Origin of the sequence: Xylanibacter caecicola (assembly GCF_013166515.1) — a bacterium.
In the GTDB taxonomy this organism is placed as follows: Bacteria; Bacteroidota; Bacteroidia; order Bacteroidales; family Bacteroidaceae; genus Prevotella; species Prevotella caecicola.
Genome location: NZ_JABKKJ010000032.1, coordinates 1 through 21258, shown reverse-complemented (window position 1 = coordinate 21258; position 21258 = coordinate 1). Strand labels below are relative to the sequence as shown.

Here is a 21258-nt window from a genome sequence, read left to right as displayed (position 1 = left end):
ACAACTATATCAAGAAAGTGGGAAAGAAATTGAACCTCAGACCGAGAAAGAAACTAAATTTCTCAACCCCGAAAGAAGAATTCTTCAAACAAATCATTAATTTTGCACTTGCCAGTTGAAACTACCAAAACTAATAAGACAATCTGGTATATGAAAATTATAAGTGACCATACTGTGTATTTTGCAAAGAAAATAGTAGTTGTTTCGAATATATTTCCGATGAAACCGGGAAAATTAATTCCGGTGGTAATGATATCAAAGATAAGCGAAATAACAAATGATACTTTTAGAATTATACCAATTCCTACCCACCAAGCACTTCTTCCTGTATCGTGTAATCGTCGGATTGTTAGTGGTATTGTCGCTAAAAAAAAGAAGAAAACCAAGGTAAGGTGTAAGAAAAATATTTATTAAAATAACTAATCCCATAGTCCACCAATATTCCGAGCGGCGTGAACGTCCTTTAAATTTTAGAATGTTATTAGCAGCTTGTGTTATGGCTTCTTGGAAATTTAATGTTGGAATTGTATTCATTTTTATATGCTTTTTATAAGTTGTTCTTTTATTTGATGATTTAAAGATCTTCCATTTCGTCTAATGTATTCTTGAAATCATTTATTGCATCATGATAATCTATATGCAGATAGAACTTGCCGGAATCAATATAGCTTTCTCCTGTTATAAACAAGTCAATTCTTCCGGTAGGAAGTTTATATGCAACAGATCTCAGTTCATGTGAGTAATCATCTTTGAATGTATCTGTATATTTTTCTGCATCAGGATACTTTAAGTCCAATTTTGATTCCATCTCGGATAATACTCCAAGAATAAATTCTTTTCCATATCTGTTTATCATAGCCTTTCCTCTATATACAATTTTTGTACGTGGGTTGAACCATATCAGTATTTCGGCTTGTTCTCCGGAAAAAGTTCCTTTATATCCCCTTTGTCCTGCTGGCATTCTTGCACTTTCTACAGATACCTTTAACCCTTTTGCCTGTAGCTTGTTTTGGAATGCTGTTATTGTTCCTCCCATAGGGATACCCATGAATTTGATGTGTTCCTGTGCAGTGGCACATAAACTAACAAGGCTTATAAATAAAGTGAGAATGATATTTCTTTTCATCGTATTTTATTTTTTTTATATAAAAAGGCGCCAACCATTCTTATGCTTGCCTAATCTGAGGTTACCGCCAAGTGACCTGCTACGTAACAAGCACCGAATGATTCACGCCTTATCAGCGTGAACTTTCAGATTGCTTGTTCTTACGTAGTGAATATTGGCGGTATTCTAGATTAGAGAACAAGAGCTAAAAGCTCATATTATATGTGTTTATTCTTAGTTTATAATGAATGGAAACGTTCTTTTTTAGGTTATTGGTTATTTTAATAATCTCGAATGGAATACGATACATTACGAATTATCGCTATCCCTTTTTTGTTTCATCCTTTTTTATCTGTTTCTTCTAAAATATTTAAATGTTGCTATTATAATTAATTTGAATTATCTGTAACGAATTTAGTTCGAAACGGATATTCTGTCAATCCAATTGCAAAAATACAGAATTTGTATTAAAACGAAGAAATTATATAAGATGATTTGTATTTGAGGATCTTAATTTATGCTTAATAAGTCGTATTAATATAGAATATGTTTAATGTAATTAATAGAACAATTTCTTGTATACTGATATGTTGCTCGTGTATTATGGTCCATATCATTGCCACTTTGGCTTGCAAAGTGCGTGACTTAAGGTTGCAAAGTGCGTATGTTTACAATGTTAAGTGGCGCACTTTGCAGCCTTAAGTGGCGCATTTTTGAGATAGTGGGAGAATGGATATTATAAACATGAAATAGCATTTGTGACACTTGTGACACAAATGACGCCATTTCTTATAACATTCCTATATATTAAAAATACCTTTCCTTTAAAGGACATATATTATTTATTCCACAGCTCTTTATATAGAAAAGTGTCATAAGCGTCACAAGTGTCACGGATTACAGTGTAGAATATGCCAAAACAGTGCTTTTTTCTTTTTCAAAGGCTGGGCAGAGGTGATTTGTATAATTCGTAGAATACGCGTGCTTTTTATGTATTCGTGCGAAAAAATGTAAGACGGATAAAATATTTATTATAATAATCATGTTGCAACTATGTTTGTTGTAAGTGCGAAAACATGGTGTTACGAATTGAAAGAATCCCGCACCTTAAATCTTCCGAATGTAATCATGCCGTCATTGCCCGCCGCATTTTTATGCCTGAAATATCGGTAAGGAATACATTATTATAACGCTTTCTATGTTTAACTCCAAATATTTAGACCAATATTTGGAGTTAAACATAGAAAGCGTTAAATAGGTATGGGCTTTACTTTAGTATGCACAGGTTGACTTTATATAACAAATTCTCGTATCCATAAGTGCATCTTTTATCTTTTTTTTATGGCAACGACAATAGCATAAACTGTATCTTTGTATTTCAGATACGTATCGGAAAACAATTGTACGACAACAAATTAAAAATATTGTAATTATGAAGAAGGTTTTAATTATCAGCGGGCATACAGACCTCAGAACCTCCGTGGCAAACAAGGCAATACTTGAAGTACTTGCCAATAAGCTTCCGGATGCGGAAATAGCAGAATTAGACTCTTTGTATCCTGACTTCAATATAGACGTGAAGGCAGAACAACGAAGGCTCATCAGTGCAGACATCATAGTACTGCAGTTCCCGATATTCTGGTACAGTGCGCCTTCGCTTCTTGAACGTTGGATGGAAGCGACTTTCCTTTTCGGCTTTTCACATGGAGACAACGGTGATAAACTTAAAGGAAAGAAACTTATCCTGTCGTTCACGTCCGGTGCACCGGAAGACATGTATACGCACGACGGATGGATAGGCTACACACCTGATGAGTTTATGTCATGCTTCAAGGCTACGTGTAAACTGTGCGGAATTGAATATGCCGGACATGTTTATACAGGCGGAGTGAGCTATGCAGCCCGAACATCACCGGAACTTGCCGAGTCGCAAAAAGAAAAGTCTGTCAAGCATGCCGAACGCTTATTGGAACTGCTCAGGACTTTATAAAGAATGATACGAATGTGTACGTGGAATATTAACCATAAAAACATAACCAAACATGCACCATCACCTATTATGAATAAATAATGGTGCATGCCTATAAAATGATGTTATGACTTTTCAATTTAATGTTTCGCAACAGGTTATATCAAGAAAAGACTATTTCTTCCGTATGTAGGTACATCTGTCAAATACCACGCTTGTTGGGCTTTTTATTGTCAAAACGGAGGGCATCCAACTCTCCAGGGCGGTGAAATTGCCTCCGTTTAGAGAGTCTTGTCTGCGAGTGAAGATGATTTTGTTGCCTTTACGTCGTCCGGTATAAATAAATTCATATTCGTTAAGTTTGCCACTGTTGAAATAAACGGTGGTAGCAAATTGCCTCATTGATATCTCACCGTTGTCTTCCTGCCAGAAGTCCAAAGTTGCATTTGTTTCAAATTTTCCGTAGTCGCCACCGGTGTTTATGGTGTGAAACTTGAAAACTACAGGTTGATTTTCACCCCATAGTTCTATTTTTATTTCGTTGTCGTCTTTCTGCGGCGTTTGTTTATTTGCGGAAGATGACCTGTTCGGCAATTCATTGTCTGTGTCGTCCGGCATACTTATGAGACGCTGTACCGTTCCTTGAAAGTCCGAACCGCACGAAGTTCTTATATTTTCGATAAAACCAGCTGTGGCGGTGCCATTCTTTGCAAAGTCTGCAGGTCTCTTTTCTGCGTTACAGTTTGTAAGGTCCTTTACAAGTTCAAGCCGCATGCCGTCCGGACTCAATGAGCGGTCGAGTTCCGTAAGACCGTAAGTGATAACAGACCCGTCTTCGTTTGGTATGATAATGACCTTTCCGGTCTTTCCCATTTCGTTTTCCCAGTCTGCGATGACAATACCTTTTTTATATGAGGATTGGTTATTCTGAACTCTTCCGTGATGCTTAAAAGATACTTTTCGCGGTATCGTCCAAATCCCGGTGCAGTCGTTCCCTTAAATCTCTGCTTCAGTTTCTTTGCATTCATGAAGTCTTCCGGCAGAAGTTTTAAGTCAGCAGTCTTGCCGGTAAATGTCTGTGTGAAGTCCGGACGATTGTTGACAAAATCAAGTTCAAGATACATCTGATGCGTGCCACCGTCTTTTTTGATATTCAGTTCATAAATGCCGGCAAGGTTTATCTTTGTCTGTGCAGATATCGTTGAGTTAATAAACAGTGTTGCTGATATACAAATGGTAATAGATAGCAGATAATTTTTCATGTGATAAATTTTATAATGTTTGTTCTAAGTGTTTCATGGATTTATTCCATATCGGCACAAAGATACGAATTTGCAGTAACTTATAAAAATTTATCTCTTCAAACTTGTAAATGTTCATGTAGCAACAATGTTTATTACGAGGGTGAAAACATGTTGTGAAAAATTGAAAGAAATACATGTCCTAAATCTACGGAATGCAACCATACTTTCATTGTCTGCCGTTTTTTAGGCCTGAAATATCGGTAGGGAATACTTTGTTAAATGTGTCGGTCATAGAGGTGGTTACGATTTGTAAGCATATTGCCGGTGATGAGGCATAACGGAGATTTTAATGCTTAATAACAAATACCTACTTACTTCATAACGGATACTTTCTTATCGAATAATTAATATCTCCTTGCAAGGTAAAGAAGTATCCGTTATGAAGTAACAAGGCACCTATTACCGGATAAAACAGTATCCGTTTCAGAAAAGATTAAGGTGAAAATATAAAGAAACGGCGGCAGGTCGAGAACTGAAAAACAGTTCCAACCTGCCGCCGTGATATTCTTTTATTTACGGGTTACAGACCTATAACACTTTTTTCAAACCAGTATACAAGAATACCGGCAAGATATCCGGCAAATGCTATCCATGTGATTTTCTTCATGTACCAGCCGAATGAAATTTTTTCCAGTCCCATAACCACTACGCCTGCGGCACTTCCAATGATTAGCATTGAACCGCCAACGCCGGCACAGTAGGCAAGAAGCTGCCAGAAGATGCCGTCTACTGCCATGTCGCCCGCCTCGGCAACGGGATACATTCCCATGCAACCTGCTACGAGGGGCACGTTGTCAACAATGCTCGACAATACTCCGATGATGCCGGTAACAAGGTAATGGTTTCCGTCAAACACAACGTTCAGTCCCTCGCCGAGAGCTTCGAGAACACCGATAGTCTCAAGACATGCCACAGCCATGAGTATGCCGAGGAAGAAAAGGATGGTGCCCATGTCTATGCGCGACAGCATTTTGGTGACACGTTTCTGCATGCCGTTCTTGTCGTTGCCCTCTTCAAGATGATAATAGAACACTTCCGTGACGGTCCACAGTATGCCTAACACGAGCAGTATGCCCACGAAAGGCGGAAGATGTGTTATGGACTTGAAGATAGGAACGAAGATAAGACCTCCCACTCCAAGGAAGAATATCGTCTTGCGCTGTCTTGCCGTAAGTGCCTCAGCCTCGGTTATGTTTGTCTTTTCAGCCACGTTTGCAAGCTCTCCTTTGAGGGAATGTGAAAGGATATATGCAGGGATGACCATAGAAACCAGCGAGGGTATGAATATTTCCATGATAACACCTGCCGCCGTTATCAGCCCCTTGTTCCACAGCATGATCGTTGTTACGTCGCCGATTGGCGAGAATGCGCCTCCCGAGTTGGCTGCGATAATCACTAACGAAGCATATATTATTCTGTCTTTTTTATCCTTGACCAACTTGCGCAGTATCATTATCATGACGATTGACGTGGTAAGATTGTCGAGAATGGCTGAAAGAATGAATGTCATGAACGCGATGCGCCATAGCAAAGTCTTCTTGCTGCTGGTCTTCATCGTGTCTCTTACGAAGTTGAACCCGCCGTTCTGGTCGACAAGTTCCACGATAGTCATTGCACCCATCAGGAAGAACAGTGTGGTAGAAGTGCTTCCCAAATGCTTCTCCATTACGGCTGTTACTTGCTGGAGCAGTTCCTCGTGCGAAAAGTTTCCTGTGATATAGCTTCCCGGATCAAGCATAAAGAGAGTCCAGCAAAAAACAAACATAAGCAAAGCCACGGCGGCCTTGTTCACTCTTGTCGCACTTTCAAGGGCTATGCATGCATAGCCGAGTATGAATACGACGATAATTGCAATAGTTAAAGTAGACATGTTTTTAATTTAAGATTAGTTTTCCGCGTGCAAAGATATACATTATTTATTAATGAGGCGATTATGAATAATTAATTTTTTGGTATATTTGCATTTTAGTATAAATAATATGAAAAACAGACGATGAATATAGAAGTTGCAAGAGATTATTGTCTTTCAAAGAAAGGCTGTGAGGAAAGTTTTCCGTTCGATGAAGATACACTGGTCTTTAAGGTTATGGGCAAGATGTTTGCCGTATTGATGCTCGAAAAACCGGATATGATTGTGGTGAAGTGCGATGCCGGTTATGCCGCTGAACTGCGTGACGAATATACGGCAGTTGAGCCTGCATGGCATTTCAACAAGAAATATTGGAATCAGATACACTTCAATGCCGACGTGGAAGACGAACTTATTTTCAGGCTTATCGATCACTCGTTGGACGAAGTCGTGAAAAAGTTTACACGGAAAATGAAGGCAGAATATGATTCCATGTGACTTTTCTGTTAACAAAGGTGTGGCAATACCAGCGCCCGAGCAGGGAAAGCACAATCAAAACTTTTGGTTTAATTATCAATAATTATGCCTGTTTGTTGTAAAAAACAGGTATATTTGCAATCATAATTTAATACAAAACACATTCTTATGGAAAGCAATAAATGTTTCTTTGCCGTAGACCTCGGGGCTACAAGCGGACGTACTATTGTAGGTACACTTGCCGGAGGGAAGGTGAATCTTGAAGAACTTACTCGTTTTGACAATAACCTGATAGAGACGGGAGGACATTTCTATTGGGATATATATGCGCTTTATAATGAGATAATAAAAGGTCTAAAACTTGTGGCACAGCGCAACATTCCTGTTGCGAGCATCGGTATAGATACATGGGGAGTAGATTTTGTGTGCATAGGAGACGACGGCGCCATACTGCGCAATCCGCTTGCATACCGCGATCCTCATACTTTCGGGAAAATGGAAGAGTATTTCGGGAATGAGGTGAGCAAGGAAGAAGTTTACCGTATCACGGGAATACAGTTCATGAACTTCAACTCTCTTTTCCAGTTGTATGCCATGAAACGTGACGGAAACTCTGCATTTAAGAATGCCGAGAAAATTCTTTTCATGCCCGATGCGCTTGGCTGGATGCTCACGGGCAATGCCGTATGCGAGTACACCATTGCTTCTACAAGCCAGATGCTTGATCCGCGTACGAAACAACTTGATGAAAAACTTCTTGCAAGCGTGGGACTTACCCGTGACAAGTTCGGTACAATGGTTAAGCCCGGACACTGCATAGGAACTCTTACAGAGGAAGTCCAGAAGATGACAGGACTTGGGGCGATACCGGTGATAGCTGTTGCCGGTCATGATACGGGCAGTGCCGTTGCCGCTGTTCCTGCCAAGGACGAGAATTTTGCCTATCTCAGCAGTGGCACGTGGAGCCTTATGGGTATTGAGACAAAGAATGCGATAATAAACGATGTGAGTTATGAACGCAACTTTACAAATGAGGGCGGTATAGAAGGCACCACACGTTTCCTTAAGAATATATGCGGCATGTGGCTGTACGAACGTTGTCGTAAGGAGTGGACGGATGCGCCAAAATCGCATACGGAGCTTATTGCGGAGGCAATGAAGCAACCGGCATTCCAAAGTATAATAAATCCGGACGACAGCATGTTTGCCAATCCGTCGTCGATGGTGGATGCCATACGGCAGTATTGCCGTGAAACGGGACAGCATGTGCCCGAAGGATATGCAGAGATCAGCCGTTGTATCTTTGAAAGTCTCGCCTTGCGTTATCGTCAGGTGTTCGGCTATCTTAAAGAGATGTCGTCGTTCCCTATCGATGTTCTGCACATCATCGGCGGAGGAAGCCTTAATAATTATCTCAACCAGTTTACATCCAACTCTACCGGTGTGGAGGTTCTTGCCGGTCCGCAGGAAGGTACGGCTTTGGGCAATATAATGATACAGGCAAAGGCTGCAGGTGATGTGAAGGATATTTGGGATATGCGCCGCATAATAGCAAACAGCCTGTCACTGAAACACTTTGTTCCGCAGGACAAAGAACTGTGGGAAGAGGCATACGGACGATATCTGACAGTGATAGACAACAAGGGGGCTTGCTAACAAATGATCCCCCCTATAGACTCTATAGGTTCTATAGTCTCTATAATTCCTATAAAAAACAATAACAATAATATCAAACTAAAAATCAAAGAAAAATGAAAACAGAATTGGTAACAAAGGCATACGAGGTGGCAAAAGAGCGTTATGCTGCCATTGGAGTAGATACGGAGAAAGTATTGGAGCAGATGCAGAATTTCCATCTGAGCATGCACTGCTGGCAGGCAGACGATGTTGCCGGATTTGAGAATCAGGGCGGTTCGTTAACCGGAGGTATTCAAGTTAACGGCAATTACCCAGGTAAAGCTCGCAACATAGATGAACTGCGTACGGATATTCTTTATGCAAAGTCTCTTATTCCCGGTACACACCGTCTGAACCTGCATGAGATCTACGGTGATTTCGGCGGTAAGTACGTTGACCGCGACCAGTGTGAGGTTGAACATTTCCAAAGCTGGATAGACTGGGGTAAGGAAAACAACACTCTGCTTGACTTCAACTCTACGTCATTCTCACATGCAAAGAGCGGTGACCTTAGTCTTGCCAATCCCGATAAAGGCATACGCGACTTCTGGATTGAGCACTCAAAGCGCTGTCGTGCCATTTCAGAGGCTATAGGTAAGGCACAGGGCGATCCGTGTATTATGAACACATGGGTACACGACGGAAGTAAGGACTTGACCGTTAACCGTCTGATGTACCGTGAATTGCTTAAAGATTCGCTCGACCAGATATTCGCACAGAAGTATGATAACATGAAGGACTGTGTAGAGTCCAAGGTGTTCGGTATCGGTCTTGAAAGCTATACAGTAGGCTCAAACGATTTCTACACAGCATACGCTGCCAAGAACAATATGATGATAACTCTCGATACAGGTCACTTCCACCCGACGGAGAGCGTTGCCGACAAGGTATCTGCAATGTTGCTTTTCGTTCCGGAACTGATGTTGCACGTTTCTCGTCCGGTTCGTTGGGATTCAGACCACGTTACAATAATGGATGATCCGACAATGGACTTGTTCAGCGAGATTGTACGTGCCGGTGCTCTCGATCGTGTTCATTATGGTCTTGACTACTTCGACGGTACACTGAATCGTATCGGTGCATACGTAATAGGTAGCCGCGCGGCACAGAAATGTATGCTCCGTGCTCTGCTCGAGCCGCTGGCAACGCTGCGCAAATATGAACTGGAAGACAAGAAGTTCCAGCGTCTTGCATTGCTTGAGGAGTGCAAGAACATGCCTTGGAATGCTGTTTACGATGAATTCTGCGTTCGTAACAACGTACCGGTAGGAGAAGAATATCTTGCTGCCGTTGAGAAATATGAGGCAGAAGTAACATCAAAACGTTAATTTTTCGGAAATGAAGAATGATGAATAAAGAATTTGCTGCCGCCATTATTTAACCAATAAGCCATATAAGACTTATAAGCCCTATAGAATCTAAAACAATTAAATTATCGCGGCAGCAAATTCTTCATTCATCATTCTTCATTTTTACCATTCTTCATTTTATAATCATTTTTAATCATGGAAATAATAATAGGACTCTTGATTATTGCCGTAGGAGCTTTCTGCCAGTCGAGCTGTTATGTTCCCATAAACAAAATAAGGGACTGGAGCTGGGAGAGTTATTGGATTGTTCAGGGTGTTTTTGCATGGCTGTTGTTACCGCTGCTCGGTGCATTGCTTGCCGTTCCCGAAGGACACAGCCTGTGCGGACTGCTTGCATCCGGCAATTCCTTTAATATCGGTATGACAGTACTTTTCGGAGCTTTATGGGGCGTAGGCGGTCTTACATTCGGTCTGTCGATGCGTTATCTGGGCGTGGCTCTCGGACAGTCTATAGCTCTCGGCACATGTGCCGGACTGGGAACAATAATGGGACCGGTGCTTCTGAACATGTTCTTTCCTGAATTGGATGCCCTCAGTTCTCTCACGTTCGCCGTTATTCTCGGTGTTATCGTCACACTTCTCGGTATTGCCATAATAGGCGTTGCCGGTTCGATGAAAGCCGCTTCGTTGTCGGAAGAGGAGAAGAAAGCCGCAGTAAAGGACTTTAATTTCCCGAAAGGACTTGCCATTGCGCTACTTGCCGGTTTCATGAGCGGATGTTTCAATGTAGGACTTGAGTTTGGAAAGGACATCAACTTCGGCGACCTTACGCCTGACATGTACAAGACTTTGCCGGCAACATTCCTCGTCACGTTTGGCGGATTTATCACTAATGCCGTATATTGCTTCTACCAAAACAGTAAGAATGGAACGTGGAGTGACTACAAAAACGGCAAGGTGTGGGGCAACAACTTGCTATTCTGTGCTTTGGCGGGCGCGTTGTGGTACAGTCAGTTCTTCGGACTTTCCATAGGCAAAGGTTTCCTTACAGAGTCGCCTACTCTAATGACACTCTCGTTCTGCATACTTATGGCACTAAACGTAGTGTTCTCAAATGTGTGGGGCATAATACTTAAAGAGTGGAAAGGCTGCTCGCCCAAGACCATTGCCGTGCTTGTCATTGGTATTGTGGTACTGATAATATCTTCATTCTTGCCACAACTTATCTGACAAAGTGGAATAATAAGATTTTTGTATTTTGTATAAGATAAGTTTTTTTCAGTAATCTGACATAAACTTATGCGAGTTCGGGATAAGAATATCCGAATATATTTTCTCCCATGCAGGAACCGGCTAAAGCCATTGTCCTTTATCCCGAACTCGCGTAAACTTCATTGCATTTACATGTGAAAAAATAATATTCCATGGCATGGAATATAAAAAAGCGGAACAAAACACATGAAAAATCGTAATTCATTCACATGCTTTCCGCATTTTAATACAAGTGAATGAATTACGAATAAAACTAATTCAGAACTGCTCCAGTATCTCTATACGCTTCTCCGTATCTGGATGAGTGCTGAAGAGAGAACTGAAGAAACTCATCATGCCTTGAGAGAAACCCTGCGGATGAATGATAAACAGCTGTGCTATATCGTCGCGGTTGACATGCGAAAGCCCCGGATTGCCTGATATTTTGCGCAAGGCGGATGCAAGGGCACGAGGGTTGCCGCACAGCTCTGCTCCTCCGGCATCTGCCATGTACTCGCGCTTGCGCGATATGGCAAAGCGTGTAAGCAGAGTGAAGAAATAGGCTATGGCACAGCATACGGCACCTATAAGCAGAACAACGACAATTCCAAGTCCGTTGTTTTTCTCGTTATCACGACTGCGACCGCCTCCGCCGAACCACATCATGTTGTACATCATGCGCACCACGAGACTCATAATGGTGGAAACTATGCCGACAAAGATAATACTTGTGATGAGCAGACGGGTATCGCGGTTGCGTATATGAGTAAGCTCATGAGCAATGACACCTTCAAGCTCGTCATCGTTCAGCAGATGGAGCAGACCTGTTGTCACCGTAACGGTATAGCTGTTCTTGTCTATTCCGCTGGCAAAGGCATTAAGCTGTGGGTCGTCAACCACGTTTATCTTCGGCATATCCATGTTGCATGTCATACAAAGATTTTCCACTATATTATATACACGCGGGTTTTCACGCCGTTCCAACGGGCGTGCCCCTGTGGCATTGCGCACCATGGAACTGTTGGCAAAATAAGCTATGACGAACCACACTCCCACCCCTACGAGCACGTATGGAACGGATGAGACAAAATAATAGTTGACTGTCTCGGCATCAAGTTGATGCACAACTTCGCCATACTCGTTGTAATATCCGTTGCCGAAATAATTCACCAGCGCAAGAAACACCCATATCATACCGAGCATGATGCACGGAAACAGCAGAAGCAGCAACACGCTGAGCATATTGTTGCGCCTCACCTGGGTGTACATTCCTACATATTTCATCAGCGCAAGGATTTAGAATTTAATCTCAGGTGCCTTGTCCATGACGGCACGCTCTTCCTGCGGTATCTCGAACATAGGCTCTTTGCCGAAACCGAACATGCCGGCGAAGATGTTCGACGGGAATGTCTGCACGGCATTGTTAAGCTCGCGCGTTGTCGAATTGAAGAAGCGGCGTGTCGCTGCAAGCTTGTTTTCTATGTCCGATATTTCGCCCTGCAACTGCAGGAAGTTCTGGTTTGCCTTCAAGTCGGGATAAGCCTCCAGAGAAATCTTAAGTCCCGAAAGAGCGCTGCTAAGCGCATTTTCTGCCTGTATCTTGTCGTTTATCGATGTCGCACCCATAGCTGCCGAACGTGCCTCGGTAACTCTCATAAGCACCTCTTTCTCATGTGTGGCATAGCCTTTCACCGTTGCCACGAGTTGCGGAATGAGGTCATGACGCTGCTTAAGTTGAACGTCGATATTTGCAAAAGCATTTTCACGATTGTTTCTAAGACGCACAAGATTGTTGTAAATACTCACTCCCCATAATAAGAGAAGCACCACTACCACTAAAATAATAATAACTGTCGTTGACATAATCTGATAATTAATTGGTTTCTATAATCAAGACTACAAAAATAATGCTAAAGTATACAAGGCAAAGAACATTTTAAGATTTATTTCATACTTTTATTCATAAGTAGATGTTCAAGACCAAACGTATATATCTATCGCATGCTGCCATGCCGGACACCTGTGCAGGTTACAAATCGTAACCGCCACATCCGGACATGCTAAAGCATAGCTTTTCACAACGTAAAGCTATCGGTTTTGCATCAAAAAGCATAGGGTTATGACCGGAGAACCATGCGACGGAAAACTGTAAGCAAACAGGTTCGGAATGTTACAATCTATAACTAAAGACACACCATGCGCAACATCGGTCGGGGAAAAGGCAATGGCAAGGCACAGGGTTTATGTAAAAAAATCCAAAAATATAGCAAACCGCCTATAACAAAAGTACATGCACATACGTTCTTATATATAAAAACACATTTTATCGATAAACATGAAAAAACAATTACTCACTACATTATTGGCTATTGTAGCGCTGGTAATGAATGCACAGAACGATGTGCAGACACATCGCAAGTATCTTAGCGGACACGGCTATGACGACATGGTGCAATGGGATTTCTACTGTACAGGTGGCAACAACTCCGGAAAATGGACAAAAATAGGAGTTCCGTCGTGCTGGGAACTTCAGGGTTTCGGCACGTATCAGTATGGAATGAAATTCTATGGAAAAGCCTTTCCTGACGGCATTGCAGACGAGAAGGGCATGTACAAATACGAGTTCACACTGCCCAAGGAGTGGGCAAACCACCATATAGACCTTGTATTCGAGGCTTCGATGACCGACACCGAGGTAAAAATAAACAAGCGCAAGGCTGGCTCGATGCACCAAGGAGCATTCTACCGCATCACATACGACGTGACCGACCGTGTGTTCTTCGGCGACAAGAAGAATCTTCTTGAGGTTACGGTTAGCAAGGAGAGCACCAATGCAGGCGTGAACCTGTCGGAAAGACGTGCCGACTACTGGAACTTCGGCGGCATATTCCGCCCCGTGTTCATAGTATGCAAGCCGGCAATAAACATAGAGCGGACAGCCATAGACGCCAAGGCGGACGGCACGTTCAGCGCATACGTGCTGACAAACCATACGCTTGACGGTGCAAAGATACGCACAACCATATCCGACATGGCGGGAAAGAAAGTTGCCGAAAACACAACAGACATAAGAAACGGCAGCGACCACGCCGATGTATCGTTTAAGGTGAACAATCCTAAGCTGTGGAGCGCCGAGACACCCAACCGCTATCAGGTGTCGTTCGCACTGCTTGACAACAACGGCAAGACACTTCACATAGAGAAAGACAAGTTCGGCTTCCGCACAATAGAGGTACGCGAGCATGACGGTCTGTACATCAACGGCAAAAAAGTGAACATACGTGGCGTGAACCGTCACAGCTTCTGGCCCGAAAGCGGGCGCACTCTCAGCAAAAAGCTGAACATCGAAGACGTGAAACTGATAAAGAGCATGAACATGAACGCCGTGCGCTCGTCACATTACCCTGCCGATCCTGAGTTCTACGATGCCTGCGACAGTCTGGGACTATATGCAATGAGCGAGCTGAGCGGATGGCACGGACACCACGAGACCATAAACGGTCAGAAACTGATACGCGAAATGGTGATACGCGATGTGAACCATCCTTCAATCATCTGGTGGAGCAACGGTAACGAGAAGGGCTGGAACGACGAACTTAACGGCGACTTCCACAAGTGGGACATACAGAAACGTCCGGTACTACATCCGCAGGGAAACTTCGGAGGTTTCGAAACAATGCACTACCGCTCATACGGCGAGAGTGAGGAATATATGCGCAAGCCGGAAATATTCATGCCGACGGAGTTCCTACATGCCCTATATGACGGAGGAGCAGGTGCCGGACTTTACGACTATTGGAAGCTGATGCGCTCATGGCCACGCTGTGCAGGAGGCTTCATCTGGGCGTATGCCGATGAAGGAGTTGTGCGTACTGACATGAACGGCATGATAGACAACGTGGGCAACTACGGTGCCGACGGTATTGTAGGTCCGCATCACGAGAAAGAAGGAAGCTACTATACGGTCAAGCAGATATGGTGTCCCGTACAGGTTACGCTGAAAGGTGTTAACGAAAGCTTGCTTGACAGCAAGGGCGGATATCTGCAGACCTGCAATGAAACGTCTGTGGACGGCAGCCGCCTCATTGTAGAAAACCGATATGATTTCCTAAGTCTTAAAGGCGTGAAATTCGACTGCTCGTATGTGAAATATGAAGGCACGGATACAAAAGTCATAAAATCTAAAACAATAAACGGTACCGACATCGCCCCCGGACAGACGGGAGAGATTGCCATAGCCGAGGTTCCGGCTGATGCAGAAGGACTTGTTGTAAAGGCAACCGACCAATATGACGAAGAACTTTACACATGGGCGTTCAAGCTAAAGGACACCCGAACGGACATGACAGTAAAGAGAGAGAACCGTATGCGCAAGCCACGCCCGTCGTACAGCAACGGAGTGGTTACGGCAGACAACACAACCTACACGTTCTCTACCGAAGACGGAACACTTAAGAGTGTGACCGTGGACGGCAAAGAGATAAAATTCGGCAACGGACCTAAGTTCTTTGCATACCGCCGTGCCGACCGCTCATGGGACCAGTTCTACAACCACGATGATCCACAGGCTGAAAAGAAGAAGACAACATATACCGAATATCCCGACTTCGGCACCTTTGCCGGCATAACAGCCACAGAGGGAGAGAACGATACTCTTATCGTTACGGCAACATACGACCTCGGTTCACTGCAAAAAGCCGAGTGGCACATCGCCCCCAACGGCACGGTGCGCCTTGTTTATAAATATGTGTTCAACGGCGTTGTAGACCTTATGGGTGTCAAATTCGACTTCCCCGAGGAATACATGTTGCGCAAGCAGTGGCTCGGTTGCGGTCCATACCGGGTTTGGAAGAACCGCCTGCATGGCCCGCAACTCGGTATCTGGAGCAACGAGTACAACGACCCGGTACCCGGCGAGAGTTTCCTCTATCCTGAGTTCAAAGGCTATTTCGCCGGCGTACAATGGATGAAACTCGAGTCTAAGCTCGGAACCGTAACCCTACAACCCGGCACCGACCGCGAATACATAGGCGTATACCAGCCGCGTGACGGTCGCGATCAGCTGCTCTACACACTGCCGGAAACAGGCATCAGCATAATGCAAGTAATCCCCGGCGTGCGCAATAAGGTGAACACCACCGACCTTAACGGTCCGTCGGCACAGGCGGTATGGGCAAACGGCGAATATACAGGCGAAGTGAAACTGAGCTTTGAGAACTGACAATACACGGATAAAGAAGAGGTATCAAGATAAATAATCATCCGCCTGCCGGGATTTTCTTGTAAAACCCCGAAATACAGCAACAGTGTCTATTCTTGATTTGACAGAATGCAAATACAAACAGATCTTGACATTCTATCAAAATCAAGAATAGACACTGTTATCAAAGAGAAAACAGAATTAACTAAATGAAAGTATGAAAGAAGTAAATCCCCAGGAAACCGGCAGGGGCTACGCCTTTGAAATGTGGATGAACGCACCTATGCCGATGGTGACATTCTTCAAGACACTCAACGTATATCGCCTTGTGAAAGTCAGTCGGAAATCGGGAATGAAGTTCAACATGCTGATGTGTTGGTGCATCGGCAAAGCCGCAAGCAGCATCAAAGAGTTTTATCTGCTGCCCGTGGGCGGCAAACTGATGCAGTACGACAGCATTGCAGTAAACACCATTGTCGCCAACAGAGAGGGCGAGGTAAGTTCGTGTGATATTCCTTTCTGCGAGGATTTGTCTCTGTTCAATCGACACTATCTGCAACTTACCAAACAAGTGGCTGAAAGCTGCATAAACCACGACCTAACGGAAAGCATGGTCATCGGCACTTCCGCACTGGCACAATACGAAATAGACGGTGCTGTGGGCATGTATAGCGGCATTTTCAACAATCCGTTTCTTATTTGGGGCAAATACAAACGTCGACTGTTGAAAACAACACTTACCGTTTCTTTCCAATTCCACCATACACAAATGGACGGGGCACACGCTTCCCGCTTTTTGGACGGGGTTCAAAAAGAAATAAATCGGTTAAGCATATAAATATGTACTAAGTAGATGTAAGAAATTAATTATTGTTCATTCTTATAAAATATCGACAGGCGGAAATCCATCTTTCTGTAAGGATTTCCGTCTGTCTACGGTGTGATTCCGGTGGGATTCAAACCCACGACCTTCAGAACCGGAATCTGACGCTCTATTCAGCTAAGCTACGGAACCGTGATGCAAAGGTAATATAAATTGACCGTAGTTCAAAACTTTTTGTCATTTTTATGGTAAGGTCCAGAATGCCTCCGGTTCAATGAAATGCCAAAAGCCACAAATGTTTACAACCTATTTTATAACCACCATGTATACCGTGTTGTTTTCCGACAGATATATCTCATAGTTGCCATATTTATAATATTCGCTGCCGTTGTTAAGCCTTTTTATTCCCTTTACGGCTCTGAGACTGCTCAGAGGCATTCCTATATATATAGATGTGCCTTCTATCTTTACACCCTCTTTCGATACCGTTATCTCGTCCACGATGTCATCACCGTCACCGTCTGTCACGTTTACAACCATGTTATCTCCGTTGTAACACTCGTATTGCGTGCCGTCACATCCGCATCCGCTCTCCTGCACCCTTGTATATACACCGCTCATGGTCTTGGGTACATTCCGAAGTTTCATGCCAATCCTGATGTTTCCGAAACTTTTTAGGGATATTGACGGCATGCTTGCGGCGCTTGTCGCAGGCTTCTGCCATTCTATCGGGATGTTGTAGATATCAGCCCATATATCCTGTAGAAATGTCACCACACATATATGGCTGAGACTTTGGTATGTTGTCGGCACAACCCATACCGGACTTACGTATATTCCGTTGGCTGCATCTTTCAGCGTCCATTCTCCGCGTGTCCAGTTCCTGTTTTCCACAAGCTGTTCGCCGTTAGGACCGTTCACCTTGTCCGCCTTCACGCTGTAGTGCTTTCCGCTTTTTGTCTTTATACGTATTATCACCTGTATCGCACCGTTTTCCGAGTTGCCAACAGCCTTGATAAATTCCATTGTTCCCCAGCTGTTTACAAAAGAAGGCTCTTCCTGATATTTTATATATCCTATTTTATTTGTGCCCTGTCTGTTTTCCGTTTGCCCTGAGACGCTGTTCAGAGCACTGTTGGCCTTTTGGAGAGCCTTTTCCAACTTCTTTATGAACTGGGCTTCGGCACTACATGATATTATCAAGGCCATAATGACAAGAGTTATTTGTTTTTTCATGATTATTTATTATTAAATGTTTATAGTCGCATAAATCCACGTTCCATGGCTTTCTTTATAAGTTCCGCCATGTTCGAAGCTCCCAACTTGCGCAACAATCGTTTGCGGTGGAACTCCACAGTATTGTTGGAAACAAACAGCTGTGCGGCTATCTCCGCCGTTTTCTTTCCTTCGGCAATAGCTCTCAGTACATCAAGTTCCCTTTCTGTCAAAATCTGTTGTTTCTCATATTCCCTACAATACTCTTCATATCTGTTGCTATAATAGCTGTCTCCGGACACTACACGCTCTATGGCTTTCTTCAGTTCGCCAATATCGTCACTCTTCAACACTATGGCATCAGCACCACTGTTCATCATGCGCTTTATTATCCAGAACTCTTCGTGCATGGAATGAAATATCACCGAAACGTCAGGAATTATTTCGCGCAACCTGTCTAAAAGTTCAAAACCAGACATGTCCGGCAGTTCAACATCTATGATTATTATGTCGAAGACATGCTCCCGGGCAAGTGATATCGCCTCAACGGCAGTCGTTGCCTTGTCTATACGTCTTATGCCGTCGCATGTAGACAGTAATGTACTGAGACCAAGCAACACTATCTGATGATCTTCTATCACCAATATGTCCACCTCGCCTATCTGTTTTGTTTTATGATACACTTTTTTGTAATAAGGTTTTCCACCATATAATTTTCTTGTTCAAAATTAAACATTTCATTCCTCATTATCAAAAAAATGTATTCAATAAAACAGGATATGACTACAAAACTACGGCTATCGGTAGGTGCTTCAATACTCCAGGACATCTAAAAACAGACCTTAATGCATGTTCCGGCACAGCCCGATGTCCACTCAAATTGCGCCCCTATGCTGTTTGCCCTGTCACGCATTGAACTTATTCCTTTCCCATTAATTTCGTTCACATTGCCCCCGTTCCCATTATCGGTTACGGACAGTGATATATGCGTTCCGTCACATGTCATTGCCACCTCTGCATGAGTGCACGACGAATGGCGTATTATATTGCTCACAGCCTCCTGCATTATACGGTACAGCTGATAAGACACTTTATCCGGAATGTTCCCCCAGCTCTCACCTTTCAGGCTGTAGTCTATATTCATGTTGTCGGGTTTCACCAGATGCGTAAGATAGTCGGCGGCAATCTCGTCTATTGAAGCATAAACGAACGATGGCGGCATAAGCTCGTGTGATATGCGTCGAAGTGATGTGCGCATTGTCTGCACGCGTTTTACCAACTCATCCATACCTGTATTTCCGCTCCTCATGTCCATGCCCAAAGCCAAAAGATCGTTACAAGCCCCGTCGTGCAGTTCGCGTGCAAGCCGCGCCCGTTCCGTCTCCATGCCGTCTATATATTTGCGCGCCATGTCTATTTCCATTTGCTGTTGTCGTGCTTTTCTGCGTAATCTTGCCCATAACAGTACGATTATCAGCACAGCTGTAACCACTGTCAGCGCGGCGACAATAGCCAACATCCGCGCCCGTTCCGTGCTCTTTTCCTGTTGCAGACGGCTTATCTCCAGTTCTTTCTCCTGTGTCTTGAAACGTACCGAATATTCAGACAACTGCTTTTCCACTTCGCCGTTGCGCACGCTGTCCTGCATTGCCACGGCCTCACATTCCAGTCTGTATGCCTCTTCGTGACTGCCCAGTCCCGCATGGCACCGTGCCTTTACCATGAGCAGTTTGTATGGCGGCATGGATTGAAACTGTTTTATTGCTTCAAGCTCTTCTGCAGTGGAAAGAGCCGCACGATAGTTGCCGCGCTCCAGCAGCGTATTCATCTTCGACTCCATTATTCCCGCTACTGCTATACTTGTTGCCGGTACCTCCCGGGCTATCTGCTCTCCCTTGGCAAGATAAAAATCAACTGACGTATCGTCTCCCAATTTGCGACATGCGCTCAGCAGATAGTTTATAACCTTCAGTTTCAACGGTGTACTCTCCATACTCTCAGCCTTTCCGAACACAGCTTTCAAAAGTTCTGCAGCACGCCGGTTATCGTCTTTCTTGGCATATCCTATTCCTTCGTTTGCCATAGCCGACAAATATTCCACCTCGTCGTCTGCCTTTTTTGCGCATGTTTTCGCCTTTAACGAGTATTCCACACCCTCGTCGTAACGTTCCATTTCATAGTATAGCACCGCCAGATTATTATACAAATATGCCAGTCCTTCATCATATCCGCTTCTTTGTGCCACCTCAACTCCTTCCTTATAGCATGTAGCGGCAGAGTCGTTCATACCCAACCTCCTGTACGCAATACCGGTGTTACCACACAATATCACATACAGCTCCACATTGTCTCTACACAAAGCCATGGCTTTTCGCCCATATTTCAAAGCCTCATCCATGTCTCCACTCAGCGAACAGGCAGCAGACATCTCGGCGTTCAGCATCCCCTTGGTGCTGTCTGCGGCATTTTCGTAGCCCAATCCCCGTGCAAGCACAGTCCTCGCTGAGTCATGCTCCTCCTTCTCGTTCAACACATTAGCCTCTTCGAGACATCTATATGCCTCCATGTCATCGTTGTTGTCCGTGCGGTTATTGTTATCCGTGCATGCCACTGCCGCAAGAAGCATCATCATTAAAATAAAGTTTCTCATTCTGCAAAGATAATGTTTTGGTTTGTATATAAGCATTATAATACTGTAAAAACAGTCATAACTTCCGTCCGCTAATGTATATCAGCTTTAAAACTTTACATGTAATTTACTTAATGGATAACCAACTTTTTAGTTACAAATTTTACATTATAGAATCGGAAGAAGAACGGTGTACCTATCGCAGAGAACGCACTTATCCGTATGTGTATCTAAGGCAAAGTTTACGACTGTCTGCAGAAAACCAAGAAAAAATAGATAGTTTCGGTTATAATTCCGTCCTTTATAACGCAGAATATAAATAAAAACCCGTTGGCGGAATTAATTTAAGTTGATAAATATGAGTAAAAAGTTGTACATGTCGCTGATTTTTAGTAACTTAGTGGTGATTAAAACATTAAGTTCAAACCATCGTATGTACAACCTTTATG

17 protein-coding genes, 1 tRNA gene and 2 pseudogenes are annotated in these 21258 nt (G+C 43.6%); 9 read left to right on the top strand and 11 right to left on the bottom strand.

The window, feature by feature from the left end; translation table 11 throughout:
• Nucleotides 1-119: pseudogene (locus HPS54_RS13170) on the top strand (IS30 family transposase); the annotation flags it as partial.
• Between the two features lie 31 nt (nt 120-150).
• The gene (locus HPS54_RS12955) at nt 151-414 is read left to right on the top strand and encodes a hypothetical protein (protein ID WP_253952007.1); all 264 of its coding nucleotides are present in this window, start codon (nt 151-153) and stop codon (nt 412-414) included.
• A 12-nt stretch (nt 415-426) separates the two neighbouring features.
• Here the strand turns inward: HPS54_RS12955 and HPS54_RS13205 are convergent.
• Nucleotides 427-534, bottom strand: a pseudogene (locus HPS54_RS13205) (DUF805 domain-containing protein); the annotation flags it as partial.
• A 40-nt stretch (nt 535-574) separates the two neighbouring features.
• Nucleotides 575-1126 carry a hypothetical protein gene (locus HPS54_RS11830; RefSeq protein ID WP_172345652.1) on the bottom strand — a complete coding sequence of 184 codons (552 nt, stop codon included), beginning with the start codon at nt 1124-1126 and terminating at the stop codon, nt 575-577.
• A 1411-nt stretch (nt 1127-2537) separates the two neighbouring features.
• Between HPS54_RS11830 and HPS54_RS11825 the strand changes: the two genes are divergently transcribed.
• Nucleotides 2538-3095: an NAD(P)H-dependent oxidoreductase gene (locus HPS54_RS11825; protein WP_172345651.1), complete on the top strand. Its 558-nt coding sequence runs from the start codon at nt 2538-2540 to the stop codon at nt 3093-3095.
• Between the two features lie 153 nt (nt 3096-3248).
• Here the strand turns inward: HPS54_RS11825 and HPS54_RS11820 are convergent, their stop codons facing one another.
• From HPS54_RS11820 to nhaD, 3 genes are all read right to left on the bottom strand, one after another.
• Nucleotides 3249-3947, bottom strand: coding sequence for a hypothetical protein (locus HPS54_RS11820; protein WP_172345650.1), 699 nt, complete (start codon nt 3945-3947; stop codon nt 3249-3251).
• The gene (locus HPS54_RS11815; protein WP_172345649.1) at nt 3860-4336 is read right to left on the bottom strand and encodes a hypothetical protein; all 477 of its coding nucleotides are present in this window, start codon (nt 4334-4336) and stop codon (nt 3860-3862) included. Before HPS54_RS11815 ends, HPS54_RS11820 begins: the two co-directional genes overlap by 88 nt.
• 562 nt (nt 4337-4898) lie before the next feature.
• Complete coding sequence (nhaD, locus tag HPS54_RS11810; RefSeq protein WP_172345648.1) at nt 4899-6248, bottom strand: sodium:proton antiporter NhaD; 1350 nt, start codon at nt 6246-6248, stop codon at nt 4899-4901.
• A 123-nt stretch (nt 6249-6371) separates the two neighbouring features.
• Here nhaD and HPS54_RS11805 point away from each other — a divergent pair, with 123 nt between their 5' ends.
• The 4 genes from HPS54_RS11805 to HPS54_RS11790 all read left to right on the top strand — a co-directional run bounded on the left by HPS54_RS11805 (nt 6372) and on the right by HPS54_RS11790 (nt 10921).
• Nucleotides 6372-6725: an MmcQ/YjbR family DNA-binding protein gene (locus HPS54_RS11805; protein WP_172345647.1), complete on the top strand. Its 354-nt coding sequence runs from the start codon at nt 6372-6374 to the stop codon at nt 6723-6725.
• A 147-nt stretch (nt 6726-6872) separates the two neighbouring features.
• Nucleotides 6873-8360 carry a rhamnulokinase gene (rhaB, locus tag HPS54_RS11800; RefSeq protein WP_172345646.1) on the top strand — a complete coding sequence of 496 codons (1488 nt, stop codon included), beginning with the start codon at nt 6873-6875 and terminating at the stop codon, nt 8358-8360.
• Between the two features lie 95 nt (nt 8361-8455).
• Nucleotides 8456-9709: an L-rhamnose isomerase gene (locus HPS54_RS11795; protein ID WP_172345645.1), complete on the top strand. Its 1254-nt coding sequence runs from the start codon at nt 8456-8458 to the stop codon at nt 9707-9709.
• A gap of 177 nt (nt 9710-9886) precedes the next feature.
• The gene (locus tag HPS54_RS11790; protein ID WP_172345644.1) at nt 9887-10921 is read left to right on the top strand and encodes an L-rhamnose/proton symporter RhaT; all 1035 of its coding nucleotides are present in this window, start codon (nt 9887-9889) and stop codon (nt 10919-10921) included.
• Nucleotides 10922-11221: 300 nt separating this feature from the next.
• Here the strand turns inward: HPS54_RS11790 and HPS54_RS11785 are convergent, their stop codons facing one another.
• Nucleotides 11222-12226: a M48 family metallopeptidase gene (locus HPS54_RS11785; RefSeq protein WP_172345643.1), complete on the bottom strand. Its 1005-nt coding sequence runs from the start codon at nt 12224-12226 to the stop codon at nt 11222-11224.
• 12 nt (nt 12227-12238) lie between these two features.
• A complete protein-coding gene (locus HPS54_RS11780; protein ID WP_172345642.1) occupies nt 12239-12805 on the bottom strand; it encodes a LemA family protein in 567 nt (188 codons plus the stop codon).
• A 472-nt stretch (nt 12806-13277) separates the two neighbouring features.
• Between HPS54_RS11780 and HPS54_RS11775 the strand changes: the two genes are divergently transcribed.
• Together HPS54_RS11775 and HPS54_RS11770 are read left to right on the top strand one after the other, a co-directional pair.
• Nucleotides 13278-16163: a glycoside hydrolase family 2 TIM barrel-domain containing protein gene (locus HPS54_RS11775; protein WP_172345641.1), complete on the top strand. Its 2886-nt coding sequence runs from the start codon at nt 13278-13280 to the stop codon at nt 16161-16163.
• A 196-nt stretch (nt 16164-16359) separates the two neighbouring features.
• A complete protein-coding gene (locus tag HPS54_RS11770; protein ID WP_172345640.1) occupies nt 16360-16980 on the top strand; it encodes a CatA-like O-acetyltransferase, family 2 in 621 nt (206 codons plus the stop codon).
• A gap of 103 nt (nt 16981-17083) precedes the next feature.
• Here the strand turns inward: HPS54_RS11770 and HPS54_RS11765 are convergent.
• From HPS54_RS11765 to HPS54_RS11750, 4 genes are all read right to left on the bottom strand, one after another.
• Nucleotides 17084-17157, bottom strand: a tRNA-Arg gene (locus tag HPS54_RS11765).
• 114 nt (nt 17158-17271) lie between these two features.
• A complete protein-coding gene (locus HPS54_RS11760) occupies nt 17272-18201 on the bottom strand; it encodes a hypothetical protein (RefSeq protein WP_172345639.1) in 930 nt (309 codons plus the stop codon).
• Between the two features lie 20 nt (nt 18202-18221).
• Entirely contained in the window at nt 18222-18863 is a 642-nt protein-coding gene (locus HPS54_RS11755; RefSeq protein WP_172345638.1) for a response regulator transcription factor, read from the bottom strand.
• A 146-nt stretch (nt 18864-19009) separates the two neighbouring features.
• Nucleotides 19010-20830: a tetratricopeptide repeat-containing sensor histidine kinase gene (locus HPS54_RS11750; RefSeq protein ID WP_172345637.1), complete on the bottom strand. Its 1821-nt coding sequence runs from the start codon at nt 20828-20830 to the stop codon at nt 19010-19012.
• Nucleotides 20831-21258: the final 428 nt, after the last annotated feature.